Source organism: Paenibacillus sp. FSL R5-0923 (assembly GCF_038009145.1).
Classification (GTDB): Bacteria; Bacillota; Bacilli; order Paenibacillales; family Paenibacillaceae; genus Paenibacillus_AQ.
Genome location: NZ_JBBPAT010000001.1, coordinates 3,241,358 through 3,267,863 on the forward strand (window position 1 = coordinate 3,241,358; position 26,506 = coordinate 3,267,863).

Consider the following 26,506-nt stretch of genomic DNA (forward strand, 5'->3'; position numbering starts at 1 on the left):
GTCTCACTCCTTGGTATTTAATTTATAACCTAACCCTTTAACCGTCAAAATAAAGGAAGGATTTGAAGGGTCGGCCTCAATTTTTTCGCGTAAGCGCCGAATATGTACCATCACTGTATTATCGGAACCAAAAAAATCTTCACCCCATACCTGTTCAAACAAGGTTTCTTTGCTTATGATCTGATTCGGATGATGCATGAAACAGCTCATTAAACCTACTTCTTTGGCGGTAAGTACAAGGGGTTCGCCATTCTTTTTTAATTCTGTCTCATTGGCACTAAGCTCAAAGGGGCCAACTTGCAAACTTTTCGGAGCCTTTTTTTCCTCTGTAAAGCCAGCTCTTCTCAGTTGTGCCTTTACCCGATAAGCGACTTCTTTTGGACTGAATGGTTTAGTGATATAATCATCGCCACCTATCGCCAGTCCTAACAGCTTATTAATTTCCTCATCCTTTGCAGACATAAATAAGATCGGTGCATTTGATGTTTCCCGAATTTTTCTGCATAAGTCATATCCTTCACCATCTGGTAGCATAATATCTAGCAAGATAAGTTCAGGATTATACTCCTGAAACTTGTCCCATCCCTCTGCAACTGTCCCGGCAGTTACAACGTCTGCAATACCTTCTTTATGTAAAACTGCCTTCATCAGACGAGCTAAATCATCTTCATCGTCTATGATTAATACCCATTTATGACTTGCCATTTGTTTCCCTCCAAATCCGTCTTTATGTACATTATTACATTATAAAGGACTCTTTATTTCTTGCGCAAAAAAATCGCAAAAGAAAGGCTTGCATGAAGATGGGTATTACTTAGACGAACATAGCAAAGCAATATTCGGTGATTTATTAAAATTCATTCTAGATAGCCAAATCAGGTAAGTAGGAGAAATTGTTACGCCCCCTGCCTTCCATGGCATTGATCTGCGCTGTATATGGCCCTTTGAAGATGTTCGCTAAAATGATGGAAGAAGGTGAGTTACTGTATTCGCTTGAGCTCGAAGAAGAACTTGCAGACAGCTTTTGGAATGCCATTAGATGGCTTGATTGCAGCCCTGGGCCTTGATTACAGCATATTCCTGATGATGCGGTATAACGAGCTTGAAGGGGATGTTGGATCAAGAATTGAGTGGCATCACGTTATATGGTTGGTGTAGTATTGTCTGCTGCCTTTATTCTAGGAGGCACCTGCGCCGCGTTGATTCCTTCGGGCGTAATGACACTTATACAGGTAGCATTCGTATTAATCATTGCACTATTATTACTAAGTGTAGCGGCCATGCCGGTGTTCTTAACTGCATTAAAGCAGCTTGCTAGCAAATTAAATGGTTCAAGCAACGGTGCTACATCAAAGAATGTAGTTGACAAATCGAGTCATATTTAGCCGCAGTAAAATTTAAAAATACATGCGTATTACGTATGCTGAGAACAATAGAAAGAATCTTCGGGGACCTTTGTGGTCCCTTGTTTCACCATATCAGAAAGTATATAATTATCGACTATACCTTACAACTTTATTACGCTATAATCAACGTAAAGTCACCAGATGATCTAAGAGTAGGATGATTTTAATAGATTAATTAATATTAGCTTTTGATATGCCAAAACGTATTTTGTTATTGAAATAGGTTGTTTATATTGTTTATGATATTATTAAAGGTGTTAATTAAATCTAGAGTAGGTAGATTATGAGTCTAAATGACAACGTATTAATTAAAATTCGTGAGATGCGAGAGAGTTTTACACCAGTTGAACGATTGGTCGGAGATTACATTTTAGAAAATACGGAAGAGATCCCTCATTTGTCGATTAAGGAATTGGCTCAATCGAGTAAGACAAGCGATGCATCTGTCCTTCGTTTCTGTAAGACGATGGGTTACAGCGGATACCGCAATTTTATTGTGAGTATATCGGCATCTTTGGGTTCTCGTGATGAGGATTCAAAGGCTCAATATACAGATATTCAGCCAGGTGATGATCTCTCGACAATTATATCAAATATTTCATTGAATAATTGCAAGTCCATTGAGGATACGCTTAGTGTTATTGATCGAAAAGAAATTACAAGAGCTGTAGAATTACTATGTCATAGTAAGCGAATTGTTTTCTTTGGAATAGGTGCTTCGGGACTCGTTTGTATGGACGGGGAACAGAAGTTCTCGCGAATTAATAAGATGTGTCATGCCTATACAGATGGTCATAGTCAGCTCACGGCAGCAACTTTACTTGAGAAAGATGATGTTGCCATTTTCATTTCTAACTCTGGAGCAACTAGTGATATTATTGATGCACTGGAAATTGCCCAAAAGAATAGAGCGAAATGTATTGCGATTACGAAGTACAATAAAAGTGAGCTTGCGGAGCGGGCGGATATTGTACTGAGCATATCCACACCTGAAATAACAATCCGCAGTGGGGCTATGGGCTCGCGTATTGCGATGCTTACGATCATCGACATATTATTTGCTGGTGTCGCAAGTGCAGAATATGAAGAAGTAAAAACCTACTTAACAAAAACGCATAATATATTAAAGAAAAAACTTAGAAATTAGGTTCTGATAGAATGAATGTGGAGGAAAGCATTGATCATGGATCAATGCTTTCTTTTTTTTTGTATTTCATTCACTTCGTATACTTAAATATACTATTTATCAATCCATGTCAGATTATCTACATGATGAATACGTTGATCTAATGAATATAATAAGTAGTTTAATTCAATAATTAATAGCTTGGCACACAATTATGAGGAAGAAAATGAATGGAATCGAAGACGAAACATCATCCGGTTGAACACGGATGATGTAACTTTATGTTTCATTTGGAGCGACAATCAGCAAATAATACATTTTTTTAAATCGATTTAACCTTAGAGCCATAGCGATCAAAGCAATTGGTAAAAATTTAAATTGCATCTTGTAAGCGCTTTATAAATGTGGTATAACATAGTGTGTAAGTAATGAAATAAAACATCAGAATTTATTTTCTTTATGAAATTATATTTCAAAATCTATTGACGAAGCGATGGTGTTGTATTAGTATAAGAACATAATAATTGTAAGTTAATCTAACGCGTTTTGTTAATTACATGACAGATTAAGGCTGGGAAGAAGGAGGATGGCTATGAATGACTACCTTGCGGGATTGACAACAGAGGCTGTGAATCCAGACACATTAATGATTGATGAATGTACTACGGAAGAAATGATCCAGTTAATGAATCAACAAGATGCACTGGTCCCCAGAGCTATAGCTGAGGAGATTCCGCAGATTGCAAAGGCGGTAGATATTCTACATCATAGGTTGTCTAATGGTGGAAGAATGTTTTACATAGGAGCTGGCTCATCAGGAAGATTAGGTGTTCTGGATGCTTCCGAATGTCCTCCTACCTTTGGTACAGATCCTTCCTTGGTGCAGGGCTATATTGCTGGTGGTGATATTGCTTTGCGTACTGCGGTTGAAGGCTGTGAAGACGATATGGATGAAGGGATCGCATTAATCGAAAGCATTGGTGTAACAAACAAAGATGTACTTATTGGGATTTCGGCAAGCGGTAGTGCAAACTACGTTATTGCAGCTTTAGCGAAAGCAAAGGAACTTGGAGCAGCCACTATCGGTGTTTGTAACAACAGAGGCTCAAAGTTCGATCCCATTGTAGATGTTTGTATAACACCTGTTGTAGGACCTGAGGTCATTAGCGGTTCGACTCGATTAAAGGCAGGAACTGCTCAGAAGTTGGTGCTTAATATGCTGACAACATGCACAATGGTCAAGTTAGGAAAAACGTACAACAACTTGATGGTTGATCTGAAGGCTAGTAATTTTAAGCTCGTAGATCGCTCGATTCGTATCATCATGAACACGACTGGTGTAGATACATCAACCGCCGCAGAAATACTTGAAAAAGCATCTATGAACTGTAAGCTGGCAATTATGATGATTAAATCGGGGTTAGATGCAAAAGAAGCAGAACAAGTACTTAACGCAAACGGAGGACGCTTGAAACAGGCAATCGCATCATTGGTTTAGGTGTGAAAAGTGGAATAACAGGATGGATGCTATTAATAATTGAGGAGGCTGTTTTCGATGAAAAAAAGATCACGTGGATTAACTCTGTTTTTGTCAGGAATCATGATGGTATCACTATTATCGGCTTGCGGAGGAAACGGAAATAACGCTCCAGCTTCTACAGATTCCGGTAACACAGGAACTAGTAACGGTGGTTCTGAGCCTAAAAAGGATACGATTACAGCACTTTTACCTCCGATATCAGCGAACTATCAAACACGTTTTGCTGATATGGAAAAAGAATTTAATACACTACATCCTAACTTGACTTTGAAAATCGAGCCAGCGAGCTGGGAAGATATGACGCAAAAACTTGATACTCAAGTAAATGCAGGTTCTCCTCCAGATATTGCTTTTATCGGTGCTTCAGGAATTTCGAAATATGCAGCACTTAATGTACTAATCGACCTTAACGGTGCCCTTTCTGATGAAGCCAAGGCAGATTATGACGAAGTTCCATTGAAATATTTCCAACTAGGTGACGCTCAATACGGCCTACCAGCGTATATGGAAATCCACACTATCGGTGGTAACAAACAATTCCTTGAAGAAGCCGGAATTGATTGGAAAAGCATTCAACAAAACGGTTGGACTTATGAAGAGTTCCGTAATGCAATTTCTAAAGGCGTAGTGAAAAATGATAAAGGTGAAACTACTCGTTATGGTTTCGTGTTCGCAACATCTGGTGTAGCATCTAAAGACTATCTAGCTATTCTTGCTAAAACTGCAGGTTTACCAGATTACTTCGATAAAGATCTTAAATATACGTATACAAGCAAAAACTTCTTGGGTCTACTTACATCTATTCGCGAAATGATCAACGATGGTTCTATGCCTAAAGAGCTAAGCTCTATCGATGCTGGTAAACGGTGGAACATGTTCCTAACGGGTCAAACGATGATCACAGGTAAAGGTTTATCTGCATTTGAAAACTCTGCTCGTCTAAACAATGAGAAGATTAAAGCGAACGATGGTTCAGCTGTTGCAGATTCTATTGAAGTTGATTATATTTCACTTCCAGTCCCAACATTCAACGGTGCCGATTATGTCCCTACTTCAATCGTTGATGGTTATATCGCACTTCGTGGTAAAAAAGCTCCATCTGAAGAGCACATCAAAAATATTGCCCTAGCAACGAATTTCTTGTCTTCTGGTTCAATTGCTGCTAACTACAGTAATGAGCTGTTCTTATCACCAATTACTGAATCTGCACGTAATGCAGAAGTACTTGAAAAATTCCCTCGTAACGAAGATAACGTTGCTGCAGGTAAAGCTATGATGGCAAAAGCGCTTCCGGCTCGTACAGATATTCCTACTGATCTGGCTGCTGAAGCATTAAAAATTGAAACAGAAGTTATTATTCCTAAACTACAAGCCTTACTTGCAAATGAGATTGCTCCACAAGAAATGTATGATGCAGTTAAAGCTGCTGCAATTAAATCTTTCGGTAAAGATGGTATTGTAGTTGACTAGTCTGTCGTAGGCTGACATGTGAAAGCTGTGCGTAGCTAGAACGTACAGCTTTCCTTCTAAATTAGCTAGAGCTTGTACTGTTTTTAGAAGAGAGGTGCGACCCAATGAATCAAACGTTGACTAAAAGAAAAAAATTGAAACTCGAAAGTGACTCAGGTTGGGGATACGCGTTTATCGCAGTAGCACTTATTGCGTTTTCTTTATTTACCGCATATCCAGTCATCAATGCTTTTATTATCAGCTTACAAAAATATGGTCCATTAGGATCCACTTTTGTTGGCATGGATAACTTCGTTAACTCGTTTTCAGATGAACTTTTCTGGAAAGCACTGAAAAACACGTTAGTATATACGCTATTAACTGTTCCGTTTAATATTCTTCTATCATTTTTAATTTCAATTTTGATTATTCCTTTCAAGAAAAAAACACAAACGATCTTTAAAGCACTATATTACTTGCCAGCCGTAGCATCTGGTGTAGCGCTTTCTGTTGTGTGGCTGTGGATCTTCGATCCGTTAAAATCAGGTATTGCCAATAAGCTCGTGAGTTTTTTAGGTATTGAAAATCAAAACTGGCTTGGTTCCAGTGCAACTGCAATGTTCTCACTTGTGTTAATGTCATGGTTATCAAGTCATGGTACAGCAATTATTATTTATATAGCCGCATTACTCGCTATTGATAACAGCTATTATGAAGCAGCTGAAATTGACGGCGCGTCTTTCCTGCAAAAGCTTTGGTTTATCGTTGTCCCTTTCCTTAAGCCAACAACGCTATTCCTACTTGTTACTGGTGTTATTGGTTCCTTCCAAGTATTCCAAAACGCTTATCTTATGACAGGCGGTGGACCAGACCATGCAACAACAATGGTAGGTTTGTTAATCTTTAACAATGCGTTCACATATTTTGAGTTTGGTGAGGCAGCGGCACAATCATTAGTTCTAGCAGCGATTATCGGATTTATATCATTCCTTCAATTCAAGTTTATAGGTAAAGATGTAGAATACTAGGAAAAGGAGCAGAATACTATGGGTTTGTACAACAATAGCTTAAGAAGCAAAGGGTATCTGTTTATACGTAATGGTGCAAACATTACGTTCCTTATCCTATTTGCCGCAGCTACCATATTCCCGATATACTTTATGGTCATCTCCTCGTTCGGTGATCCGGTAGAAGCTGGTGCAATGAGCTATTCTATCTTACCATCGAAGATTTCATTTGAATCTTATAAATTCTTCTTTAACTTCAGCCCACATACATGGGACTGGTTATTGAACTCCTTTATAGTGGCAGCGTGTATCACGGTATCTAACGTATTTTTTGCTACACTTGCTGGATATGCTTTTGCAAAAATGAAATTTAAAGGGAAAAACATTTTGTTCGCTATTTTGCTGGGATCTATGATGATTCCTGTTCAAGTCACTCAGGTTCCACTATATATTTTGATCGTAAACATTTTTGAATTACAAAATACGTACACAGCGTTGATTATGCCGAGCATAGTAACGGTATACAATATCTTCTTGGTTAAGCAGTTCATGTCCTCCATTCCAGGTGAAATTATTGAATCTGCTAAAATCGAAGGTTGTTCCCAGCCTAAAATCTTCTGGTATATCATTATGCCTCTATCTAAAACAATTATGGCAGTACTAGCAATCCTAACGTTCATGGCGGCATGGAATGACTTTTTCTGGCCGTTCCTAGTAACGAATACGATGGATATGCAAACCATTCAGGTCGGCTTGAAAAACTTTCGCTTTGCGAATACAACTTACTTTGCACCGATGATGGCGGGGGCAACCATTTCAGCAGTTCCAATGTTTATTTTGTTCTTCAGTTTACAAAAATACTTCCTTGAAGGGGTAACAGTTGGAGCGGTGAAAGGTTAATGGACAAACAATCAAAAGTTGATGCAACATACTTAGTTGGCTTGATGTCCGGTACATCAGTAGATGGTATTGATGCAGCAGTAGTTAAGCTTTTCCCATCAGCCGAAAAAGAACATGGAGTAGAGATTGAATTACTGGCTTTTGAAAACACACCTTTTGAGATGCAAGTTAGAAACTCCATATTTGAGCTTTTTGATCCCGTTAGCGCTACGATTGATAAGGTTGGCGCAATGAATATGTGGCTTGGCGAATTATACGCCCAAGCCACATTATCCGTTATAGGGAAATGCGGCCTTTCGCCTTCGCAAATATTCGCAGTAGGATCGCATGGTCAAACAATCTATCATGCTCCGGATGAGAATGTTATGGGCGGTTATAATCTGCATTGTACCGTTCAGATTGGGGATGGTGCAGTTATCGCCAATCGCACAGGAATTCCTTGCGTATCAGACTTTCGAGTTGCTGACATGGCAATGGGTGGACAAGGAGCTCCGTTAGTACCATTTACCGAATACTTATTGTTTAACAATCCAAAGAAAACACTTCTGATGCAAAATATTGGCGGAATAGGCAATGTGACTGTTTTGCCTGTAAATGCCTCACCGGATGAGGTATTTGCTTTTGATACGGGTCCTGGAAATATGATTATCGATGGCCTTGTATCGCAATTATTTGCACCAATGACAATGGATGTTAATGGCGAAATTGGTGCGGGCGGTCAAGTGATTGATGAGCTATTGAAATGGATGCAGCAGGATAAATATTATACGATGCCGTTACCAAAATCGACAGGCAGAGAACGGTTTGGCCAACAATACGTGGCACAAATTATTGAAATGATGAAGGTTAATAACTGGAAAGCAGAAGATGTTGTTGCAACAGCTACGTACTTAACTGCCTGGAGCATCGTCGATAGCTATGAACGGTATATTGCACCGCAGCACCAGGCTGAGCAATTGTTAATTGGCGGCGGTGGAAGCTATAACAAGACGCTTTTGCGTGATTTACAGCACTTATTTGCACCGCATAACGTGCAGGTGCTGACGCAGGAGGATATCGGTGGTAATAGTGATGCTAAGGAAGCAATTGCTTTTGCTCTGCTAGCGTGTTACACGATGGAGCGCTTACCAAACAATATCCCGCTAGTAACTGGAGCTTCACAGCCAGTAGTAATGGGCAAAATTTCCTGGCCCTATATTGGACGTTCACAGGAGGCTTAAATGTTGCAAATCAGACCCTTTTCAATTGAAGATCACTCTGCAGTTGTAGAGCTTTGGAATCGTGAGGCTACAAAATATGATTATAAGCCATTTACAGATCGAGAGTTTCAAGATACATTCATCGACCATCCTTATTTTGACGCTGACTGTATATGGGTAGGCTGTGACGAAAAAGGGATTGTTGGTTTTGCAGCTGGCTGCTGCGGTGACGATCTCCCTCTTGGAGATGTGGCCGGTTATATTACGAGTGTTATTATAGATAACCATGTGGCTTCTCTGGAGCTTTACGATGCTTTTCTATTGCGTTTAGAAAAAAGATTCCAAGAACTTGGGAAAAGACAAGCGGATGTATTGTTTTTCAACCCTGTTAAGCTGAAGTGGAGTATACCAAGTGCACCTCAGCATGAGCATAATAATGCCCCGGGCATCAGTAAGGACCAGCCATTATATGAAGCTTTAATGGCTAGAGGCTACGAAGATCGAGCGACGCAATGCGGCATGTATTTAAAACTCGGAAGCTTTATAGTTCCCGAAGATATTTTAGATAAGGAAACCAATGCAAATAGCAAGGACTATTACATTACGTCCTATGTCCCTGATTTACATACAGGGCTTGAAGCAACGCTTGCTGCCCTGCAAAATCCGCAGTGGAAGAACGATATTGTTACTTATGTGAAGGTTGGCGCACCACTTGTAGTAGCTGTGTACGGCAACGAGGTTGTGGGCTTTGCAGGTCCAATTATTTCACAGCCTGATGGAAGAGCATTTTTTTGCGGTATCGGAGTGCACCCAGAGCATGAGGGTCATGGCCTTGGCAGTGTATTATTTTTCAGAATGGTTGAAGCTTTTCAAAATGTGGGCTGTCAATATATCTCTCTATTCACTGGAAATAATAATCCGGCTCTTCGAATCTATCAAAAAGCGGGCTTTACTATTGAAAAACAATTTTCTATATTGCGGAGGGAACTTTAAAGATGAGCGAAAAATTCACAGTATTAGCAATTGGAGCGCATGTTGGTGATGTGGAGCTAGCTTCTGGTGGTGTGCTCGCTAGTCATAGTTTAAAGGGAGATCGCATTGTGACACTAGCGTTAACTGCGGGTGAACGAGGGGTCCCGGCAGGACAGGATATGAAGGAATATCGTCAGCAAAAAGTGAAAGAGGCACAGGTTTTTGCGGATATGCTAGGCGGTGAAGCCATTGTATTCGATGATTATTGTGACGGAGAGTTGCCTGACAATCAAGAAATTCGTATGGAGGTTTGTGATGTAATTCGTCGCGTGAAGCCTAACATTATTATTACACACTGGAAAAACAGTATGCATAAGGACCATGCGCTAACGCATCATATCGTAAATGATGCCCGTTTCTTCGCAAGTCTATCATCCTTTGAACGAGCGCTCCCCGCGCACTTTGCAGCAAGATTATATTACTCCGAAAACTGGGAGGATGCGGTTGATTATGTCCCTTACGTATATGTGGATTTCGATCAAGCGGCATTTGATCTATGGATAGATGCTTTAAGCAAGCATTGGTTTGTGACGAATAGCAAATCTTTCAAATACATGGATTACTATAAAGCACTAGCAGTTGTTCGCGGCTGTGAAGCAAGAAAGACATATGCAGAAGCATTTATGGTGCCTGCTGAAACGGTGAAGGTTAGGCAGTCTAGTCTTTGGTAACTATTCAACTAGCTAAGAGGGAGTGTTTCTATGTATAGCAGGAAACATTCCCTTGTTCTATCCATTTATGCGAAAAAGCAGCTAGGAGGCAGCTTCATATGGTGTTAAATGGGATTGATTCTATAACGAATTATCGTTATTTGTTCGAAGGTAAGCGCGTAGGATTGATTACAGCGCCGACAGGTCTTACGAAGGATTTTGCATCAACGATTACTATATTACATGAAAATTTTAATCTTGCTGCGATGTTTTCACCTGAGCATGGCGTTCGCGGAGATTTGGATGCAGGAGCAGTAGTAGACACTTACATGGATCCTTTTACGAATGTTCCAGTCTATAGCTTGTACCGTAAAGACTCCAAGCGTTTAACAAAAGAAATGCTGAATGAAGTAGACATCATTGTATACGATATTCAAGATGTTGGTGTACGCTATTACACATTTATTTATACGATGCTGTATGCACTTGAAGATTGTGCAAATGCAGGTGTAGAATTTGTTGTTCTTGATCGTGTTAATCCGCTTAACGGGGTAACGGTAGAAGGGAATGTCTTGAAGCCCGGCTTCAAATCATTTGTTGGAAATTACGAGCTAGCCGTGCGATACGGCTTAACAGCAGGTGAGGTAGCAACGATGGCAAATGATCAAATGAATTGGAATGCATCGCTGCATGTCGTTCGTTTGGAAGGCTGGGAACGGAGCATGTCCTTCCCGGATACAGGATTAACTTGGGTTCATCCTTCACTTGGAATGCCACGATATGAAACAGCTTTATTATATACAGGAACATGTTTATTTGAAGGCACGAACTGCTCGGAAGGACGAGGCACAACGTTCCCGTTTGAAATGATTGGTGCTCCGTTCATTCAAGCGCAGCAATTGGCAGATGAGATGAATGCAAAAGGTATCCCGGGTGTGCTTTTTCGTCCAGTTCATTTCAAGCCAACGTCATCTAAACATTGTGGCGAGCTATGCGGCGGGGTACAAATTTACATTACAGATCTCCAAGTGCTGAGGCCTTTAGAAGTTGGGGTGACCTTATTATTTACGATAAGAGATTTGTACGAGCAATTTTCATTCCTGCCTCCTGTGAAGGAGGGCTCTCGTCCATTTATCGATTTGCTGGGGGGAGACAACATGTATCGTACGGAAAATATGCAAGCCAAGCAGCTGCTTGAACAGTTTGCAGCGGAAAGCAAGCAATTTGCAGAAATAACACAGCAGTATCATTTATATCGCTAGAGGAAGGTGAATAATTGATGAGAACAATAGAACATATGAGCTTGCGCGAAAAGATTGGACAAATGTTCGTAACAGGCTTCCCTTCAACCGAGATCACTCCTGAGCTGAAGGAAGTTATTGAGCATTATAAAGTCGGCAATATTATTTTATTCTCACATAATATCGACAATAAATATCAATTAGGCGAGCTTGTTACTGAGCTGCAGCAATGGTACACGACACATACCGGTATCCCGGGTTTTATTACGATCGACCAAGAAGGCGGTCGAGTCACTCGTATGCCTAAAGACGCGACCAATGTTGCTGGAGCCATGGCAATTGCTTCTTCAGGACGACCTGAAAATGCGTATGCAGCAGGCAGAATGACTGCCAGAGAATTGAAAGCATTAGGTATTAATTTTAATCTAGCTCCAGTTATGGACGTTAACAATAATGCATTGAATCCAGTCATAAATGTTCGTTCCTATGGTGATTCTGTTGCAACAGTATCCCAGTATGGAATTCAAATGATGAAGGGATTGCTCGATGGAGGCGTTATGTCCTCACTTAAGCATTTTCCAGGTCATGGAGATACAAATGTCGATTCACATATTGGCTTGCCTACCATTGAAAAAACACTTGAGGAATTAGAGCAGCTTGAGCTGCTGCCGTTTAAGGCCGCAATTGAGCAAGGCGCTCAAGCGATTATGAGTGCACATATTTTATTTCCGAAAATTGAAAAATCCGGTGTGCCCGGAACTATGTCTCATACCATTATTACAGAGATATTAAAAGGAAAATTAGGATATAAAGGGTTAGTTGTATCGGATTGTTTAGAAATGGACGCGATCAAACGATACTATGGTACGGCAAAAGGAGCGTTAGGAGCTGTTAAAGCAGGTATTGATTTGGTATTCATTAGTCATACTCCTGAGACAGTGAAGGAAGCGATTCATTTGATCGAAGAAGCTGTAGCCACCGGTGATTTGGATGAAGCGCTAATTGATGCAGCTGTTACAAAAATTTTAGCTTATAAAGCACAATATGCGACGATTGAGGAGCTAGATTATGAACTAGTTGGCTGCGATGTACATCGCCGAGCAAATGAGCTAATGCGTACGGAAACGATCTGCCTCATTAAAGGTGAGCTCCAGCCCATTCATACCGGTGACGAGCAAGTGTTATTTATGGGTTCCTATTCATACCGCACCGATCTTGCGTCCAGCAGCTTGAATCAAGCTCTTAGCTTTCCGCAATATATGGGGGAGCATTTTAATACAGCTTATGAGATTATCGACATTGACCCGAGCGAGGAGCAAATCAACGCTGCGCTGCCAAAGGTACAAGGCTACAAGCATATTGTTATCGGCTTGTTCAATGCGCGTGAAAACAAAGGTCAGCTTGCGCTTGTTCAGAAGCTGCTGGCAGCAGGCTGCAAAGTAACGGCCATTACATTAGGTCGCCCGTATGATTTACCGTTAATCGAAGGCGAGTTCTGCGGAATTGCGGCATTTGAGTATACACTTGATGCATTCAAATCACTCCTTCCAATCCTAAATGGTGAGGTTGTACCCACCGCCAATATTACGATACAGATGTAGACAAGCATAAACGCCTTCGGCGTCCTTTCAAGGACGGCAAACGTTTATGAGAGAAATATAAGGATAATATATCGCGTGAAACATATAAATTCTTATCTTTGAAAAAAGTACAACAAGGGGACATAGGTATGGCATTTATCGTTGGAATTGATGGGGGTGGCACGAAAACAGCTGTCACCATTACGCATGACCAGGAAGACTCTTTATTCACCTTTACTGTAGGGCCTATTAATTATAACGGTGGTGATGCTGATGCTATTGCCGCCTCCTTTGAGGAAATTTTTAGTCAAACGAGGCTCTACTGCGGTAATTTACAAGAAGTTGCTCATATATGTATAGGTGCGGCAGGAATAAGTAATCCGCTGGTCATCAATTTTTTGGAGCAGCATGTGAGAAATAACGGTTATATCGGGCCATTAACGATTACAGGCGATCAAGAAACCGCATTATACGGGGCACAAAATGCGATGCAAGGCATCATTCTCATTGCCGGTACAGGATCGATTTGCTTTGGGGTCAATGAAAAAGGAGAGCAGCATCGCACAGGAGGCTTTGGTCATCTGATTGATGACGAGGGAAGCGGTTATAGCATTGGGCGCGATCTATTATCTGTATTAGTTCAAGTGGAGGACGGAAGAATAAACGATACGGTCATCCCAGCGATGGTATATGAGCACCTTGGATTAAGCACTGTGAAAGAGATTATTGGCTTTGTTTATGATAAAAATACGACGAAAAAAGATATTGCGCAGCTCGCACCGATTATGACGACCGCATGCGAGAAGGGCGATGCACATGCAATAGCGTTAGCGGAGAAATGTGCAGCCAATCTATATGAGCTTGTTGTGCCTGTTATTGAACGGCTTAAGCTATATGAAAGTCCGATTGCGATTGCAGGAAGTGTGCTGCAAAAGTCTCGCTTTGTGAAAGAAGCCTTGGAGCGAAAGCTCGCACAGAGCTACACGCAAACAAAGCTGATTTTGCCGATTAAGGATGCAGCCTACGGTGCTGTCCTGTTAGGAAGATCAAAAATGAACAACGACTAGTTTTTGTCGCTATGGAAAAATAAGCGTGTGTCATAAGTCCGAGCAGTTGGACTTGCGACACACGCTTATTTTAAAATGGTAGGAATCAAAAATGGCTTAAAATTTATCGGTCAAATAAAACACGGCTTGTTGTTTCGGAAATAGAGCTTGAAGGATGTTAGCGTGCTCAGTACTGTCCTTTGCTGCGCCTGCTTCATTATAGCCGAACATGATATAAGTCATTAGCTCACGTTCATCTACTTCTATTGAAGTATAGGGATTGGTATGATTACTAGTATCGGAAACAGTAAGCCGCTTTTGCTTATAATCCAAGTAGATACAGTCCTCATTGCTGCGAAGTGCAATATGCAGTTCCTGGTCTGCAATTATGTTGCTACGGTTTAGGCGATCTTCTAATTCAGGCTGAAGCTTATGGAAAGTTGAACTGAGATTGATCATTTTCCACATCGCCATATTGATTTGAATTGAATTTGCTTGATGTTGTTGGTAATAGGAATATAGCTTATGGTCCTCTGGGAGCATCGCTAATATTTGCTTTGCATTTTGGCGCAGCTGACATAAGGCATGAAACAAAGCTTCAACGCCGTTTTCGGCTTCGTTCAAATACAATAATTCATTAATAAATACTTGTTCAGTATCTTTCTTTTCAATGATGCCATAAGCGACGATTTTTCCATTTCTGCGAAGGAGCAAGCAGTCAACTTTCTTCCATTCCGGCCAGGTCAATAAATCATTCCAATACGTTCTACTTCGGATCACGGTGTAGGTACGATTCTTATTGAATTGTTCATAGATGAAACGGATATCATCGAGATAACATGCTTCAAAAGGAATGATTTCATCACTGTTTTGCTGCTGCTCCAAACTTGCTGGTTTTTCAATTGCGAAAGCAGTCTCCGGAATAAGTCTCCAGCCAGCCTTTTCATAAAACGCATGCTTGCTAGCCAAAAGCAAGCTTATATCATAATCGGTTTCTTTCATATAGTTGGTCTGCGCATGAAGAATTTTGTGTGCAAGCCCCAGCCCGCGGTAATTTAGATCTGTACCGACACTCCCCATTGCACCCGTTTTCAAGATCGCTTGACCGACTCTAATATGAAACGGAAAAATTTGTACATTAGATGCAATCTTATCGTCAACCATCGCAAACCATGTTGTATCTGGATCATATGTGGTGTCTAGGTCTAATCTTTCTTGGAAAAAAGCTCGGCCTACGGAAAAGCATTCATCTAAAATATCGTAAATCTTTTCAAGCTGCTCTCTAGTTGGATGGTTCATTACGATGATGTTTGGTGTCGTCGTCATCTTTCATTTCCTCCTGCGCCGTAATGTTGGGATAAATTTAATAAATGAAAAAAACGGTTTTTTTGAAATTTAATTTCTTAACTTATAGTTTAATGTTGAAAAAAAAATTCGTCAATAATGGAACGTGTGGAATCATAGAAGTGATACAAAATTTAGATTGCTCAATATAGTCTAAATGAGTATTAGGAAAATAGCGACTTCGGCTGAGCAATTACAAGCACAAAGCGCACAAATGAAGGCGCAGCTTAAAAAGAAGAATGATAAACCGTTCAAGAACTTTTTGCGAAAAATCGGAAATAATTTCATACCAATGATTCCTGCATTTGTTGGAGCGGGTTTAATTGCAGGGAAGTATGATTTCGCAAATTGAGCTAGACTTAAATGAATTGCCAGAATCAGAGAAAAAAGTAGCGGAGTACATTCTTGCAAATGCTAAAGAAGTGCTGCATATGACCATACATGAGTTAGCGACAAAAGCGGAGGCAAGCAGTGCGGCGGTTGTTCGTTTTTGTCGGTCGCTTGGAATAGAGGGCTTTCCAGCGCTGAAAATCCGTTTATCCGCGGAGGTAGAGAACACGCCGCATGTTAGATACTTTGATGTTGAATCGAATGAAACGTTGATTCCATCATTGATAAATTTCTGTCGAACACCATACTGACCTTTCAGAATACGGCCAGTTAACTCGACGCACAATCTATAGAGCAGGCAGTGAGCCTGTTACAACAGGCAGAAGTGATTTATGTTTATGGGATAGGTGCCTCATTTATTATTGCAGAAGATGCAGCACAAAAATGGCTTCGGCTAGGCAAAAATGTATATGCGATTTCAGATCGTCATTTATTGGCGGCAGCCATGGCTACGAAATCAGAAAATGCCGTCTTCTGGGGGATTTCGTATAGCGGTGAAACGAGAGAGGTTATTCAATTATTAAAACGAGCTAAGGAACAGGGGATAAAAACAATCAGCCTCACTCGTCCTGGTAATAACAAGCTCTCTCAGCTTGCCGATGTTTCTTTATTTACATCACGTGCGCCGGAAACGCAGCTTCGTAGTGCGGCAACAAGCTCAAGATTTGCGCAATTATTTGTGCTCGATATTGTCTTTAGCGCATATGCATCTGCTCAGCATGATTTTACTGTGGAGCAGCTAGCGAAGACAAGAAAAATGATTGAAATTTTGAATGATTAAATTGCGATAAGAAGCTTCTACCAGAGTATGGTGGAAGCTTTTTTATTGTAAAGTGCTTTAAGTAGATCGAACTATTCTTCCACTTAATAGTATAATCAAATAGTATTCCTTATTTTGAATGGAGGAGATTTTCTGGAAGCTAAAGTAGTAACATTATCCCCTTTTCATGTTGTAGGTTACAAAATTGAAGCAGATATTAATGAGTTTGAGTCTGGTCTTGGTAAGAACATTTATGATTCGCTATTTGAAAGAAAAGACGAAATTCAAGACAAGAAAAATGAGAATGTAATCTTAATACAGATTTATCCTATGGAGCCCGATTTTAATCCTCAGGTTGACAGGTTTACACATATTCTTTGTTATGAAGTAAGTAAACAAGGTGATGTTCCGTTAGATATGATAGGTCATGCTGTCGGTGAGAGTAAGTATGTTACTTACACACATCAGGGACTTGAATCCGATCTCAGTCGTTCATATGACTATGTATATGGACAATGGATTAGAGAAACTGGAAATGAACCAAAGGATTATGATTTTGAAATTTGGGATGAAAGATATAAACCAGAAAGTCTAGAGAATGAGATTGATTTGTTTGTAGCATTGAAGTAATTATTTATGCTTTAGCCTAGACGTGAACAAGCTCCTGTGAATATCACAGAAGCTTGTTTGTGTTGCGGATTATTAATTATTGCTGGGATAGCGCTTAGGGTTATCTGTCTGACCCAAAATATAGTCGATGCTTACTTTATGGAATTTAGCTAGCGTAATTAAAACGGCGCTGGGAACATCCAAATTTCCATTCTCGTAGCGGGAGTATCCGAATGAGCAAGTATTATATTAAGCATGGACGGACTTATTTATACTCTGACGCAGTAATCCGCACCATTGCAGATACGAGGCGAGTCCTTTACCTACATAGAATTTCAAACAGATGTACTTGCCATAATTCAGTTGTCAGATGAGTAGCTCTGCGTAGCGAAAAAACTGGATAAATTGTTAATTTCACCCCAATAGTCACTAAAATCGATTATAATAAAATTTATGTTCAAGTCGATTACCTATCCTAAGTTAATAGGATAATCATACGCAAAAAGGCATAGTGATCAATCGCCTATGCTATAAGGGTTATAGAGTTTTGAATACACACTTATATATAAGAGGAGGCGAATGATATGACGATAATGCCTGTTATAGTAATGATCTTTGTATTTGTACCTGCCATTGTACTCATGGTAAGCATGCCTTATTTAACAAGAGAGACGATTAGTTTTGGGGTCACCGTCAGCCCTGTACAATTCCATAGTGAGCCTCTGCGCCAGATGCGGAAGTCATATGCTAGGATTAGTGCTACCTTGCATACCATCCTATTCATGGTTTGTATCATCTGTCTAATATACGGTGATGAACATTCCAAGCAACAAAGTTGGATCATTGTCACTTATTCACTCGCCATGGTCGTAATCTCCCTAGTCATAAACATTAGCTATCATTTCAAAATGAAAAGTTTACTACCTATGCTGCCTATTGCTCTGGAACCATCGATCATGGCAGTGGACACTGGATTTCGGAAAAGAAACATTGGCTTGTCTAATAATTGGTTCCTCATTCATGTTTTAATTACTGTTGTTAGTATTGTAACTGTGCTATACAACTACGATCTGATTCCTGATCAGATTCCGATCCATTACAACAGCAGTTGGAACGTAGACCGCTATGCAGCTAAATCTTTTAGTTCTGTGTTTATGCCTACAATAATGCAAGTGTTCATAACACTTTTGTTCATATTTGAGAATTGGAGTATTCGCAGAGTAAAGCAGCAGGTTCAACCCAATGATCCTAACCGTTCCATCAGACAAGACGCAACTTACCGCCGTACTTGGTCATATTTTATGCTTACAGCAAGCTTCTTAATGGTTATCCTGTTTTCTGTCGTGCAACTAAACATGATATCTCTGCTTAACATGAATTTCGCTATCCCTATTATCCTAATCATAATAGCCCTTATTATCCTATACGCCTTGGCCTTAACGTTCTGGGCTGGTCAGGGCGAAAGCCGCTTGGAGCGATCTGCCGATAGCTCCAATGTCAGACCTGTCCATGATGATGATAAATGGCGATTTGGTATGATTTATTTCAATCCCAAAGATCCAAACCTAATCGTCAAGAAAAGGCTCGGAGTCGGCTGGGGATTAAATTTCGGTCACCCATTAAGCTGGCTGTTTTGGCTCGGAATTATTGTACTGTTAGTTGTGGTGCGGTAACAAGGCTTGGAGGTTAATACTCACCGGAGTATAGGCGAAGTTAGAGTTTCAAAACAAAATATTTACCGAAAAAAACGCCTAAAGGGCGTTTTTTATTATCTTTAAGTATCTCAGTAATATCTTTTTTGAATTAAATCGCATATCAAAGAGTATTTCTCGTATTAATATCTCTTTGTTACAATCAGATTGTTATCTAAAGGAGGGTATAAATTGAACTATCGCAAATTAGGAACGAGTGGTTTACATCTAAGTGAGATTGCTTATGGTAATTGGATTACACATGGTGCTCAAGTGGACAATGATACTGCCCATGCTTGTGTTCTCGCTGCATTGGATGTAGGGATCACAACATTTGATACTGCAGATGTATATTCCGATACGAAAGCTGAGATGGTGCTGGGCCAAGCATTAAAAGGAGTGCACAGAGCTGATATCGAATTGTGTACCAAGGTGTGCCATCCCACAGGGACGGGACGTAACGCAAGAGGTCTGTCTCGCAAGCATATTATGGAGGCGTGCCATGCTTCACTGAACAGATTACAGACCGATTATATTGATATCTATTATGCGCATCGCTTTGACGCAACAGTATCCCTTGAAGAGACCTTCTTGGCTTTTTCGGATCTGGTGCGTCAAGGTAAGGTTCTCTATGTCGGGATAAGTGAGTGGACGGCGGATCAGATAGCAGAAGGTGCTGTTTTGGCGAGGGAATTGAAGGTGCCATTGGTGGCTAGTCAACCTCAATATTCGATGTTATGGCGCGTAATGGAGACGGAGGTAGTTCAAGCTTGTGAGCGGGAAGGGATTGGACAGGTGGTCTGGTCACCGCTTGCTCAAGGGATTCTTTCAGGCAAATATATGCCAGGGCAACCATTGCCAGAGGGTTCTCGTGCTTCAACAGCTGCGGGCTCACCTTTTATGAATAAATTGGCGGGTCAATGGCTTCGGACTGAGGTGCTTGAGGCGATCTCGAATCTCTCTACCATCGCCAGCGAAGTTGGGTTGACGCTTCCGCAATTGGCTATAGCATGGGTGTTGCAAAATCCACAAGTCTCATCTGCAATTATTGGGGCATCCAAGCCTGAGCAAGTAATAGAAAATGCCAAAGCTGCGGGAGTTCGTCTGGATAGGGAAGTTATGATGCAAATCGATAGGGTGCTAGAAGGGCTCGTTGAACGTGATCCTAGAAAAACGGGCTGAATATTATATCATTCACCATTAATAACTTCTGAACTCATTTGTCCTATGATCTCTAGTAACGCGGATAAGGAGGCACGATCGGAATCGGTTCTCCAAGCGGCATAAAGGGGAATCGATGGTGTGCTTTCTTCAAAGGGACGAAATACGACACCTTCGCGCTGAAAAATAGCAACTGAAGAGGGCACAATGGAAACTCCAAGATTAGCAGCTACCAAGTTTACAATGGTGTACATCTGAATGGCTTCCTGTACAACATTCGGATACATGTCGTGTTGGGCGCAGAAGCTCATAATGAGGTCATGAAAAGGAGCTCCTAAATGACGTGGGAACGATATAAACGGCTCTAAAGCTAAAGAGCGAATGGATAACACCGGTAAATGAGCTAGGTGATGCTTCTCTGGCAAAACGGCAACAAGCGATTCATTGACTAAGGGACGATGGTCGATATGCTTGCCCGACTCTGTATAACGTACAAATCCAATGTGAATCGTTCCTTCATGTAAAGCCTGCCACTGCTGAGCAGATGTCATCTCATGTAATGTGAGTTGTACTTGTGGATAACGTTCCCGAAACATTTTTAACATATCGACCAATACTCCACCAGCTGCAGAATCTATAAATCCAATGTTCAAATGTCCGATAATTCCTTGATCGACTAATTGTGTTGTTTTAATAGAGCGTTCCAGTTGAGATAGAATGGATTTAGCCTCCTCTAGAAATACCGCCCCCGCTGGCGTTAGACGAACTTGTCTTTTGTTCCGTTCTAATAGTTTCACACCAATCTCATTCTCCAGAGCTTGAATTTGCTGGCTTAAGGGAGGCTGCGTCATATTCAGCTTCTCTGCTGCACGGTTAAAATGCAGTTCCTCTGCTACTGCGATAAAGTATTGCAATTTTTTTATGTCCATACTGTTCAATCTCCCTTGAAATGCTTCTCCAAGCAAGTATAAGGATCTTTGAACGAAAATGAAAGGAAGGGCTTGTCGTCCCCCCATAAGCCTCCTACCCCATCTTAATTTTTGACAAAAAACATTATTGCAATTAGATCGTAGAATTTGTTAAAGGGGACTAGAGATGGTTTTATTCGAGTGCACGATGCGCTAGACTAGATATGACGAACTGTTAGATTGGTCATAAGGGGGAGAACGACGATGATAAGAGGATTAACAACAGCAGGTTTGGGTGAACTCAGTTCTAATGAAGAATATATCAGACTTGCGAGCCAATTCGGCTTTCAGTCGATAGACGCAAATCCATTGGAGTTAGTGCAGCAGTATGGTAAGGATGGGGCTGTTCAATTGCTGGAAAGCCATGGCATCATGCTAGGATCATTTGGTTTAGTGGTAGATTGGCGCACAACAGAGGAAAGCTTTAGAGAAGGGTTGAAATCGCTTACCCAAATGGCTGAGGCCGCTGCTGCATTAAATTGTACGACATGTTGTACATATATTTTACCTTCGACAGATCTTCCGGTCGCAGCTTTTATGATTGCAGCCACGAGACGTTTAAGACTATGCGCGGAAATATTAGGCGCTTATGGAATTACATTAGCATTAGAGTTCGTAGGCCCTCATCACTTACGTACACAATGGGCAAATCCACTGATCTGGACGATGCAAGATACGTTGAGCTGGATGGAGACGATTCAAGTAAGGAACATCGGATTGTTATTGGATTCTTACCATTGGCATACGAATGGATTAACGAGTGAGGATCTGCTGAAATTACAACCGTATCAAATTGCATATGTCCATATTAATGATGCTAAACCTCTATCGACAGAGGAATTGTTAGATTTCGATCGATTGTATCCAGGAGAAGGTTCTATTGATCTCACAGGATTCTTGGGAAGCCTGAAAAAGATCGGGTATGCCGGTGTGATCGCCCAAGAAGTTCTGGCGCCAGCTTCCGCGCAAAGTTCATCTGAATTATTTTCTCGTTCTAAAGCAGGCTTCGATAAAGTATTCTCATCACTGGAAAACGTACCAATATAGAATGAACTTGAAAATATTCAAAAAAGGGAAAAGTGGTGGAAGGGAATTTTGGAACTGTAGGAGCGGTAGCGTCCGCCCGAAAGCTTACCGTAGGAAAGCTCGCTTCGAAAGCATAGGCAGTCTGCGGATTTCAACCGTTAAGAACGGTATAAATCAAGAAATCTGCAGACAACAGCGGCCGGAAGTCCAAACATTCTCTGGAGTCGCGACCAACCCGAAATAGGAAAATCATCAGATCAATCTATATAGCATTTGATGATCTCGCGTAAATTAAGTTCTATAAAAACTTCTGCCGAAGTGTTGGTAGAAGTTTTTTTCTGTTAGCAAACGCTCTCCCCATGTGATAGTATTTCACTAAAATACGGAGATGACTATTTAGCGGATCCAATGTTAGTGAGAGGGGAACAGTCGTGTCGATTCGGATAAAATTACTGTTATCTTATACGGGAATGCTAGTCGTTAGTTTACTTATCATCGTAATGACGGCAGCTTTATTTACAATTGCATCAACTGGAGATGTTCATAGTCTTAGGGATTTTTATAAAGTGCACTATCAATTAAATCCGTTGTCGGAGCAAGAAGAGTCGATTTTTTTAGAATTAAAGTATTTAGCCAAGCATGACCCGGATGAATTGCAGAACAAGGATTTGTTACTGGAATATGATTTTAAGCTAAAGACAGAGAAAGCGGGACTATTTGTAAGGCGAGTAAATGACCCTGTGTTTGAATCGCGCACCTTCAATCAACCTGAATTAAAGGATGCTTTACCTCCTTACGATCTCAATAACTATCAGATTCGTAACACGTTTAATATTAAAGAAAGATTTTATGGCTATGCCAAATTTGACTTTAAATATTCGGATGGGGCGAAAGGCAGTGTTTTCGTCATCAAAGAGCATAGCCCTTTTGCGGAACTCACACGGAGGCTGCTACCGATCTTTTCATTGATATTAATTGGCGTTCTTGTGGTTGCGAATGTACTATTATATCGCTGGATTACACGAAGTGTTATTAAGCCACTGAACAAGTTAAGGGATTCCGCAGAACGAATTCAAGAGGGTGACCTTCAATTTGAACTTAACCTGCAATCCAAAGATGAGATTGGGGAGTTAAATAAAGCGTTTGAGACGATGAGACAGAGGTTACAAGAGTCAGTGAGCCTTCGTCTGCAATATGAGGAGAATCGGAAAGAATTAATCTCAAATATTTCACATGATTTACGTACTCCGATTACGAATATTAAAGGGTTTATTGAAGGCATACGAGATGGTGTCGCCAATACACCTGAGAAGATGGACATGTACGTCGACATTATTTATAACAAAACCATTGGAATGGATAAATTGGTTGATGAATTGTTCCTATATTCCAAGCTGGATTTGAATCAGGTCCCATTTTCGTTCGAAGCTGTGGATATTATTGCATTCCTTGAGGATTGTATCGAAGAGATGCGCTACCATAACGAAAATAAAGGAGTTTCATTTCAGCTAGACGACCATAACTCCGAGCGTATTGAGGTTGTTGCAGATTTAGATAAATTAAAACGGGTATTACTGAATGTAATTGGAAATGCGCTGAAGTATATGGACAAGCCGGACCCTTTCATCCGTTTTTCTCTGCAAGTGGATAGTGAATGGGTGACTGTTGAAGTGAAGGATAATGGAATGGGTATTGATGCTGAAGCACTTCCACATATCTTTGAACGGTTTTATCGTGCAGAGCCTTCTCGGAATCTATCGACAGGCGGTAGCGGACTTGGTCTTGCGATAGCTCGTCAGATTATTGAAGGGCATGGTGGGTCGATATGGATGGAAAGTGAACCAGGTGTGGGATCAAGCTTGTTCTTTACTTTAAAGCGAACGACCGATGAAGGAGGATTTCATTCGCATGACACGGATTCTGATTATTGAAGATGAGGCAACGATAGCGCAATTGGAAAAAGATTATTTTGAACTGAACGGTTTTGCCGTTGATATATGTCATACAGGTTCTGAAGGGCTTGGGCAGGCTCTTGAAGGGGATTATAATCTTATTATCGTAGATTTGCAGTTACCTGGCATCGATGGCTTTGAATTATGCCGCCGTATTAGGGAGGCTAAGGAAGTGCCGATCTTTATCGTATCTGCGAAGAAAGAGGAGATCGATAAGCTTCGGGCGTTTAATCTCGGAGCGGATGATTATATTACGAAGCCCTTTAGTCCAAGTGAATTAGTGGCAAGAGCGAAAGCGCACCTAACGAGATATGAACGCATGCTCAGCAAGCTAGAGCCAATGGAGAAGCATGAGATCCAAATCCGTGGAGTTCATATCGATAAAAATGCCCGCAGAGTGTATGTACGTAATCATGAGGTTTTGTTTACCGCTCGGGAGTTCGATGTACTGGTCTTTTTAGCGAGTCATCCGAATCGGGTATTCAGCAAAGATGATTTATTCGAACGGATCTGGGGGATGGACTCCAGCGGAGATATCGCAACGGTTACGGTTCATATTCGCAAAATACGGGAGAAGCTGGAAGCGGACCCCTCGAATCCACAATATATTGAAACGGTGTGGGGTGCGGGATACCGGTTTACGGTGTAATGGCGTTTTTCTTTAAGGTTTTCGATAATTTTAAGCTCTAGTTAATACTTTATTAATAAATCGTTTCTGGGGAGTTTATTTCTTTCCTTTATCATTCAGTTATAGACATGAGCAACAAATAACTTAATGATTTTAGAGGGGGAAATACAGTGAGAATCGTTTCTAAAAAAGCAGCAGCATTAATGATCGCAGCAACACTAGGCGCAACCTCTTTACCCTTTGCCGTGTTAAATGTACAAGCAGCACCTACATCAGGCAACATAGGAATATCCGCAGCTGCATCTAAGTTATCAGATAAAGAAATTCAAGAAGCCGTTGAAGTACTTGCGGGATTAGGTGTGTTACAGGGTTATGCAGATCATTCGATGGGTGTGAACAATCCAATCAATCGTGCAGAATTAGCGAAAATGGTAGTATTGACTTTTAAATTACAAAGCACTGAAGAGAACACTGCCCCATTCACCGATGTGAATTCGAACGTATGGTATTACAAATATGCGTCAGTACTTGTTGGTTTAGGGATAATGGAAACGGAAGATGGTAAATTCAGCCCTAATAAAACGGTAACGGATGAAGAAATCGTGCAAGTTGTATCGAAGGCGTTGAAGCGTGATGTCTTATCGGTTAACTACTGGGCTAATAAATTGAAATCCACTTCTGGACCTGTAACACGTGGCGAAACAGCGGCCTTACTGAATACAGCACGTAAAGCAATGCCATCCGATAAAGCTCAAATTACAAGTGTGAAATCGATCAATGAAATTACATTAATCGTAACCTTGGATGCTCCTTTGACAGCTGAGAATGAGGTGTTTGCTAAAGCAAAAGAAGATTTTGTATTCAATGACGGTCTAACCTTAACGAATATGCCGCGGCTGAAATCGGGTTCTGTTGCAACGTACATTGTTCCTACATCGGTGCAAAAAGCTGGAACAACCTATAATTTAACGTACAAAGGTAAGAAGGCAGGATCATTTGTAGGAAACGCAGCCAAGGTGGATATGACAGCAACCACTCAGGTAACCAACGACACCTTTGAGATTGAAGCACTGAAAACAAATGGCGTCATTGACTATGGATATGTCATCTCTGCATACAGTGGTGGACGTGGTGCTAACGCATTTGTTTTGGATGAGAACAACAGATCAAATGGCATCACGTATCAAATCATTCCTTCCATGCAAGGTAGACAAGTAACGATTACCCCAGAAGGTGGAGAATCCATCGTTGCCAAGTATGTTCCATTTACACAATCGACAGATGGTAAGATTGAGCCGAAATTCCGGCTTCCTGAAGGACAAGTCTTGAAACCAGGTGTGAAATATACCGTAACATCCGACTGGGCCAATATATCAAATCCTTCATTCGAAGCAAAAGAAATAGCGCCACTGCAAATCTCTGGCGCTGAAGCTGTCAGCGATACATCCATCAATGTATCCTTGGCTCAAGACCCTGGTGATGAATTGTTTTCGGGTCGTAGTGTACAACTAACCGCTCCAAACGGAGACAAATGGGTTGCAACCTATAAATTCTCCAGTCGTAAAGGTGCCGTAGGTGTATTCGATATTACGGATAGCGGTAAATTGGCTGCTGGGACAGTGTATACTGTGACACCACTAGGCGCATGGGCAACCTCTCAAGCCACATTCACTTCGAAATAAGGCGAGTCTACATGAAAGGTGTTGAATGTCATGCGCTTTCTCGTCTTAACACTCTTACTCTTTATATCAGGATGTCAGACCGATGATTTCAAGGTGTTAAACAACCAAGGGCAGCAATC

At 40.9% G+C, this 26,506-nt stretch carries 25 protein-coding genes and 2 pseudogenes; 23 read left to right on the forward strand and 4 right to left on the reverse strand.

The window, feature by feature from the left end:
- Window positions 1–3: 3 nt before the first annotated feature.
- Window positions 4–705, reverse strand: coding sequence for a response regulator transcription factor (locus MKX35_RS14365; RefSeq protein ID WP_076299296.1), 702 nt, complete (start codon window positions 703–705; stop codon window positions 4–6).
- A gap of 188 nt (window positions 706–893) precedes the next feature.
- Between MKX35_RS14365 and MKX35_RS14370 the strand changes: the two genes are divergently transcribed.
- The 13 genes and pseudogenes from MKX35_RS14370 (at window position 894) to MKX35_RS14430 (ending at window position 14,197) form a co-directional block, all read left to right on the forward strand.
- Window positions 894–1,067, forward strand: coding sequence for a hypothetical protein (locus MKX35_RS14370; protein WP_179086685.1), 174 nt, complete (start codon window positions 894–896; stop codon window positions 1,065–1,067).
- Window positions 1,045–1,385, forward strand: a pseudogene (locus MKX35_RS14375) (MMPL family transporter); the annotation flags it as partial. The gene MKX35_RS14370 and the pseudogene MKX35_RS14375, both read left to right, overlap by 23 nt.
- 304 nt (window positions 1,386–1,689) lie before the next feature.
- Entirely contained in the window at window positions 1,690–2,553 is an 864-nt protein-coding gene (locus tag MKX35_RS14380) for a MurR/RpiR family transcriptional regulator (RefSeq protein ID WP_060622962.1), read from the forward strand.
- Window positions 2,554–3,124: 571 nt separating this feature from the next.
- Window positions 3,125–4,030 carry an N-acetylmuramic acid 6-phosphate etherase gene (gene murQ / locus MKX35_RS14385; RefSeq protein WP_076299295.1) on the forward strand — a complete coding sequence of 302 codons (906 nt, stop codon included), beginning with the start codon at window positions 3,125–3,127 and terminating at the stop codon, window positions 4,028–4,030.
- Between the two features lie 57 nt (window positions 4,031–4,087).
- Window positions 4,088–5,542: an ABC transporter substrate-binding protein gene (locus tag MKX35_RS14390; protein WP_036688723.1), complete on the forward strand. Its 1,455-nt coding sequence runs from the start codon at window positions 4,088–4,090 to the stop codon at window positions 5,540–5,542.
- Window positions 5,543–5,646: 104 nt separating this feature from the next.
- On the forward strand, window positions 5,647–6,549 hold the full coding sequence (locus MKX35_RS14395) for a carbohydrate ABC transporter permease (protein ID WP_060622964.1): 903 nt from the start codon (window positions 5,647–5,649) through the stop codon (window positions 6,547–6,549).
- 18 nt (window positions 6,550–6,567) lie between these two features.
- Window positions 6,568–7,428: a carbohydrate ABC transporter permease gene (locus tag MKX35_RS14400; RefSeq protein ID WP_036688719.1), complete on the forward strand. Its 861-nt coding sequence runs from the start codon at window positions 6,568–6,570 to the stop codon at window positions 7,426–7,428.
- Window positions 7,428–8,648: an anhydro-N-acetylmuramic acid kinase gene (locus tag MKX35_RS14405; protein ID WP_076299294.1), complete on the forward strand. Its 1,221-nt coding sequence runs from the start codon at window positions 7,428–7,430 to the stop codon at window positions 8,646–8,648. The genes MKX35_RS14400 and MKX35_RS14405 overlap by 1 nt, the downstream gene beginning before the upstream one ends.
- Window positions 8,649–9,620, forward strand: a complete 972-nt coding sequence (locus tag MKX35_RS14410) for a GNAT family N-acetyltransferase (protein ID WP_076299293.1) — start codon at window positions 8,649–8,651, stop codon at window positions 9,618–9,620.
- 2 nt (window positions 9,621–9,622) lie between these two features.
- A complete protein-coding gene (locus MKX35_RS14415; protein WP_076106428.1) occupies window positions 9,623–10,330 on the forward strand; it encodes a PIG-L deacetylase family protein in 708 nt (235 codons plus the stop codon).
- 98 nt (window positions 10,331–10,428) lie between these two features.
- Window positions 10,429–11,571 carry an exo-beta-N-acetylmuramidase NamZ family protein gene (locus MKX35_RS14420; RefSeq protein WP_076141025.1) on the forward strand — a complete coding sequence of 381 codons (1,143 nt, stop codon included), beginning with the start codon at window positions 10,429–10,431 and terminating at the stop codon, window positions 11,569–11,571.
- A 17-nt stretch (window positions 11,572–11,588) separates the two neighbouring features.
- Entirely contained in the window at window positions 11,589–13,151 is a 1,563-nt protein-coding gene (locus MKX35_RS14425) for a glycoside hydrolase family 3 protein (RefSeq protein WP_076299292.1), read from the forward strand.
- Window positions 13,152–13,279: 128 nt separating this feature from the next.
- Window positions 13,280–14,197 (forward strand): N-acetylglucosamine kinase, encoded by a 918-nt coding sequence (locus MKX35_RS14430; RefSeq protein ID WP_076299291.1) that lies wholly within the window; start codon window positions 13,280–13,282, stop codon window positions 14,195–14,197.
- A 96-nt stretch (window positions 14,198–14,293) separates the two neighbouring features.
- On the opposite strand, the gene MKX35_RS14435 is transcribed toward MKX35_RS14430, so the two are convergent.
- Complete coding sequence (locus MKX35_RS14435; RefSeq protein WP_076299290.1) at window positions 14,294–15,502, reverse strand: GNAT family N-acetyltransferase; 1,209 nt, start codon at window positions 15,500–15,502, stop codon at window positions 14,294–14,296.
- Window positions 15,503–15,677: 175 nt separating this feature from the next.
- Here MKX35_RS14435 and MKX35_RS14440 point away from each other — a divergent pair, with 175 nt between their 5' ends.
- From MKX35_RS14440 to MKX35_RS14455, 4 genes are all read left to right on the forward strand, one after another.
- Complete coding sequence (locus tag MKX35_RS14440; protein WP_076299289.1) at window positions 15,678–15,872, forward strand: hypothetical protein; 195 nt, start codon at window positions 15,678–15,680, stop codon at window positions 15,870–15,872.
- Window positions 15,856–16,161 carry a MurR/RpiR family transcriptional regulator gene (locus tag MKX35_RS14445; protein WP_256716288.1) on the forward strand — a complete coding sequence of 102 codons (306 nt, stop codon included), beginning with the start codon at window positions 15,856–15,858 and terminating at the stop codon, window positions 16,159–16,161. Before MKX35_RS14440 ends, MKX35_RS14445 begins: the two co-directional genes overlap by 17 nt.
- 50 nt (window positions 16,162–16,211) lie before the next feature.
- Window positions 16,212–16,691, forward strand: a complete 480-nt coding sequence (locus tag MKX35_RS14450) for an SIS domain-containing protein (RefSeq protein WP_256716281.1) — start codon at window positions 16,212–16,214, stop codon at window positions 16,689–16,691.
- A 114-nt stretch (window positions 16,692–16,805) separates the two neighbouring features.
- Window positions 16,806–17,300 carry a GyrI-like domain-containing protein gene (locus tag MKX35_RS14455; protein WP_256716280.1) on the forward strand — a complete coding sequence of 165 codons (495 nt, stop codon included), beginning with the start codon at window positions 16,806–16,808 and terminating at the stop codon, window positions 17,298–17,300.
- Between the two features lie 72 nt (window positions 17,301–17,372).
- Here the strand turns inward: MKX35_RS14455 and MKX35_RS14460 are convergent.
- Window positions 17,373–17,507, reverse strand: a pseudogene (locus MKX35_RS14460) (helix-turn-helix domain-containing protein); the annotation flags it as partial.
- Window positions 17,508–17,863: 356 nt separating this feature from the next.
- On the opposite strand from MKX35_RS14460, the gene MKX35_RS14465 reads away from it, so the two are divergent.
- Window positions 17,864–18,952, forward strand: coding sequence for a DUF1648 domain-containing protein (locus MKX35_RS14465; protein ID WP_076299288.1), 1,089 nt, complete (start codon window positions 17,864–17,866; stop codon window positions 18,950–18,952).
- A 210-nt stretch (window positions 18,953–19,162) separates the two neighbouring features.
- Complete coding sequence (locus tag MKX35_RS14470) at window positions 19,163–20,152, forward strand: aldo/keto reductase family protein (protein WP_076299287.1); 990 nt, start codon at window positions 19,163–19,165, stop codon at window positions 20,150–20,152.
- Between the two features lie 8 nt (window positions 20,153–20,160).
- Here MKX35_RS14470 and MKX35_RS14475 read toward each other — a convergent pair whose 3' ends face one another.
- The gene (locus MKX35_RS14475; protein WP_076299357.1) at window positions 20,161–21,060 is read right to left on the reverse strand and encodes a LysR family transcriptional regulator; all 900 of its coding nucleotides are present in this window, start codon (window positions 21,058–21,060) and stop codon (window positions 20,161–20,163) included.
- A 243-nt stretch (window positions 21,061–21,303) separates the two neighbouring features.
- Here MKX35_RS14475 and MKX35_RS14480 point away from each other — a divergent pair, with 243 nt between their 5' ends.
- From MKX35_RS14480 to MKX35_RS14495, 4 genes are all read left to right on the forward strand, one after another.
- The gene (locus MKX35_RS14480; protein ID WP_076299286.1) at window positions 21,304–22,146 is read left to right on the forward strand and encodes a sugar phosphate isomerase/epimerase family protein; all 843 of its coding nucleotides are present in this window, start codon (window positions 21,304–21,306) and stop codon (window positions 22,144–22,146) included.
- A 410-nt stretch (window positions 22,147–22,556) separates the two neighbouring features.
- Window positions 22,557–24,056: a sensor histidine kinase gene (locus MKX35_RS14485; RefSeq protein ID WP_076299285.1), complete on the forward strand. Its 1,500-nt coding sequence runs from the start codon at window positions 22,557–22,559 to the stop codon at window positions 24,054–24,056.
- On the forward strand, window positions 24,034–24,726 hold the full coding sequence (locus MKX35_RS14490; RefSeq protein ID WP_076299284.1) for a response regulator transcription factor: 693 nt from the start codon (window positions 24,034–24,036) through the stop codon (window positions 24,724–24,726). Before MKX35_RS14485 ends, MKX35_RS14490 begins: the two co-directional genes overlap by 23 nt.
- 149 nt (window positions 24,727–24,875) lie before the next feature.
- On the forward strand, window positions 24,876–26,387 hold the full coding sequence (locus MKX35_RS14495; protein WP_076299283.1) for an S-layer homology domain-containing protein: 1,512 nt from the start codon (window positions 24,876–24,878) through the stop codon (window positions 26,385–26,387).
- Window positions 26,388–26,506: the final 119 nt, after the last annotated feature.

What these genes read in the sequence shown, in the direction of transcription:
- MKX35_RS14430 (WP_076299291.1), top strand. Translation starts at nt 13,280, where the DNA reads ATGGCATTTATCGTTGGAATTGATGGGGGTGGCACGAAAACAGCTGTC.
- MKX35_RS14365 (WP_076299296.1), bottom strand. Translation starts at nt 705, where the DNA reads ATGGCAAGTCATAAATGGGTATTAATCATAGACGATGAAGATGATTTA.
- MKX35_RS14425 (WP_076299292.1), top strand. Translation starts at nt 11,589, where the DNA reads ATGAGAACAATAGAACATATGAGCTTGCGCGAAAAGATTGGACAAATG.
- MKX35_RS14390 (WP_036688723.1), top strand. Translation starts at nt 4,088, where the DNA reads ATGAAAAAAAGATCACGTGGATTAACTCTGTTTTTGTCAGGAATCATG.
- MKX35_RS14410 (WP_076299293.1), top strand. Translation starts at nt 8,649, where the DNA reads ATGTTGCAAATCAGACCCTTTTCAATTGAAGATCACTCTGCAGTTGTA.
- MKX35_RS14415 (WP_076106428.1), top strand. Translation starts at nt 9,623, where the DNA reads ATGAGCGAAAAATTCACAGTATTAGCAATTGGAGCGCATGTTGGTGAT.
- murQ (WP_076299295.1), top strand. Translation starts at nt 3,125, where the DNA reads ATGAATGACTACCTTGCGGGATTGACAACAGAGGCTGTGAATCCAGAC.
- MKX35_RS14440 (WP_076299289.1), top strand. Translation starts at nt 15,678, where the DNA reads ATGAGTATTAGGAAAATAGCGACTTCGGCTGAGCAATTACAAGCACAA.
- MKX35_RS14420 (WP_076141025.1), top strand. Translation starts at nt 10,429, where the DNA reads ATGGTGTTAAATGGGATTGATTCTATAACGAATTATCGTTATTTGTTC.
- MKX35_RS14435 (WP_076299290.1), bottom strand. Translation starts at nt 15,502, where the DNA reads ATGACGACGACACCAAACATCATCGTAATGAACCATCCAACTAGAGAG.
- MKX35_RS14380 (WP_060622962.1), top strand. Translation starts at nt 1,690, where the DNA reads ATGAGTCTAAATGACAACGTATTAATTAAAATTCGTGAGATGCGAGAG.
- MKX35_RS14395 (WP_060622964.1), top strand. Translation starts at nt 5,647, where the DNA reads ATGAATCAAACGTTGACTAAAAGAAAAAAATTGAAACTCGAAAGTGAC.
- MKX35_RS14465 (WP_076299288.1), top strand. Translation starts at nt 17,864, where the DNA reads ATGACGATAATGCCTGTTATAGTAATGATCTTTGTATTTGTACCTGCC.
- MKX35_RS14475 (WP_076299357.1), bottom strand. Translation starts at nt 21,060, where the DNA reads ATGGACATAAAAAAATTGCAATACTTTATCGCAGTAGCAGAGGAACTG.
- MKX35_RS14480 (WP_076299286.1), top strand. Translation starts at nt 21,304, where the DNA reads ATGATAAGAGGATTAACAACAGCAGGTTTGGGTGAACTCAGTTCTAAT.
- MKX35_RS14445 (WP_256716288.1), top strand. Translation starts at nt 15,856, where the DNA reads ATGATTTCGCAAATTGAGCTAGACTTAAATGAATTGCCAGAATCAGAG.
- MKX35_RS14400 (WP_036688719.1), top strand. Translation starts at nt 6,568, where the DNA reads ATGGGTTTGTACAACAATAGCTTAAGAAGCAAAGGGTATCTGTTTATA.
- MKX35_RS14490 (WP_076299284.1), top strand. Translation starts at nt 24,034, where the DNA reads ATGACACGGATTCTGATTATTGAAGATGAGGCAACGATAGCGCAATTG.
- MKX35_RS14405 (WP_076299294.1), top strand. Translation starts at nt 7,428, where the DNA reads ATGGACAAACAATCAAAAGTTGATGCAACATACTTAGTTGGCTTGATG.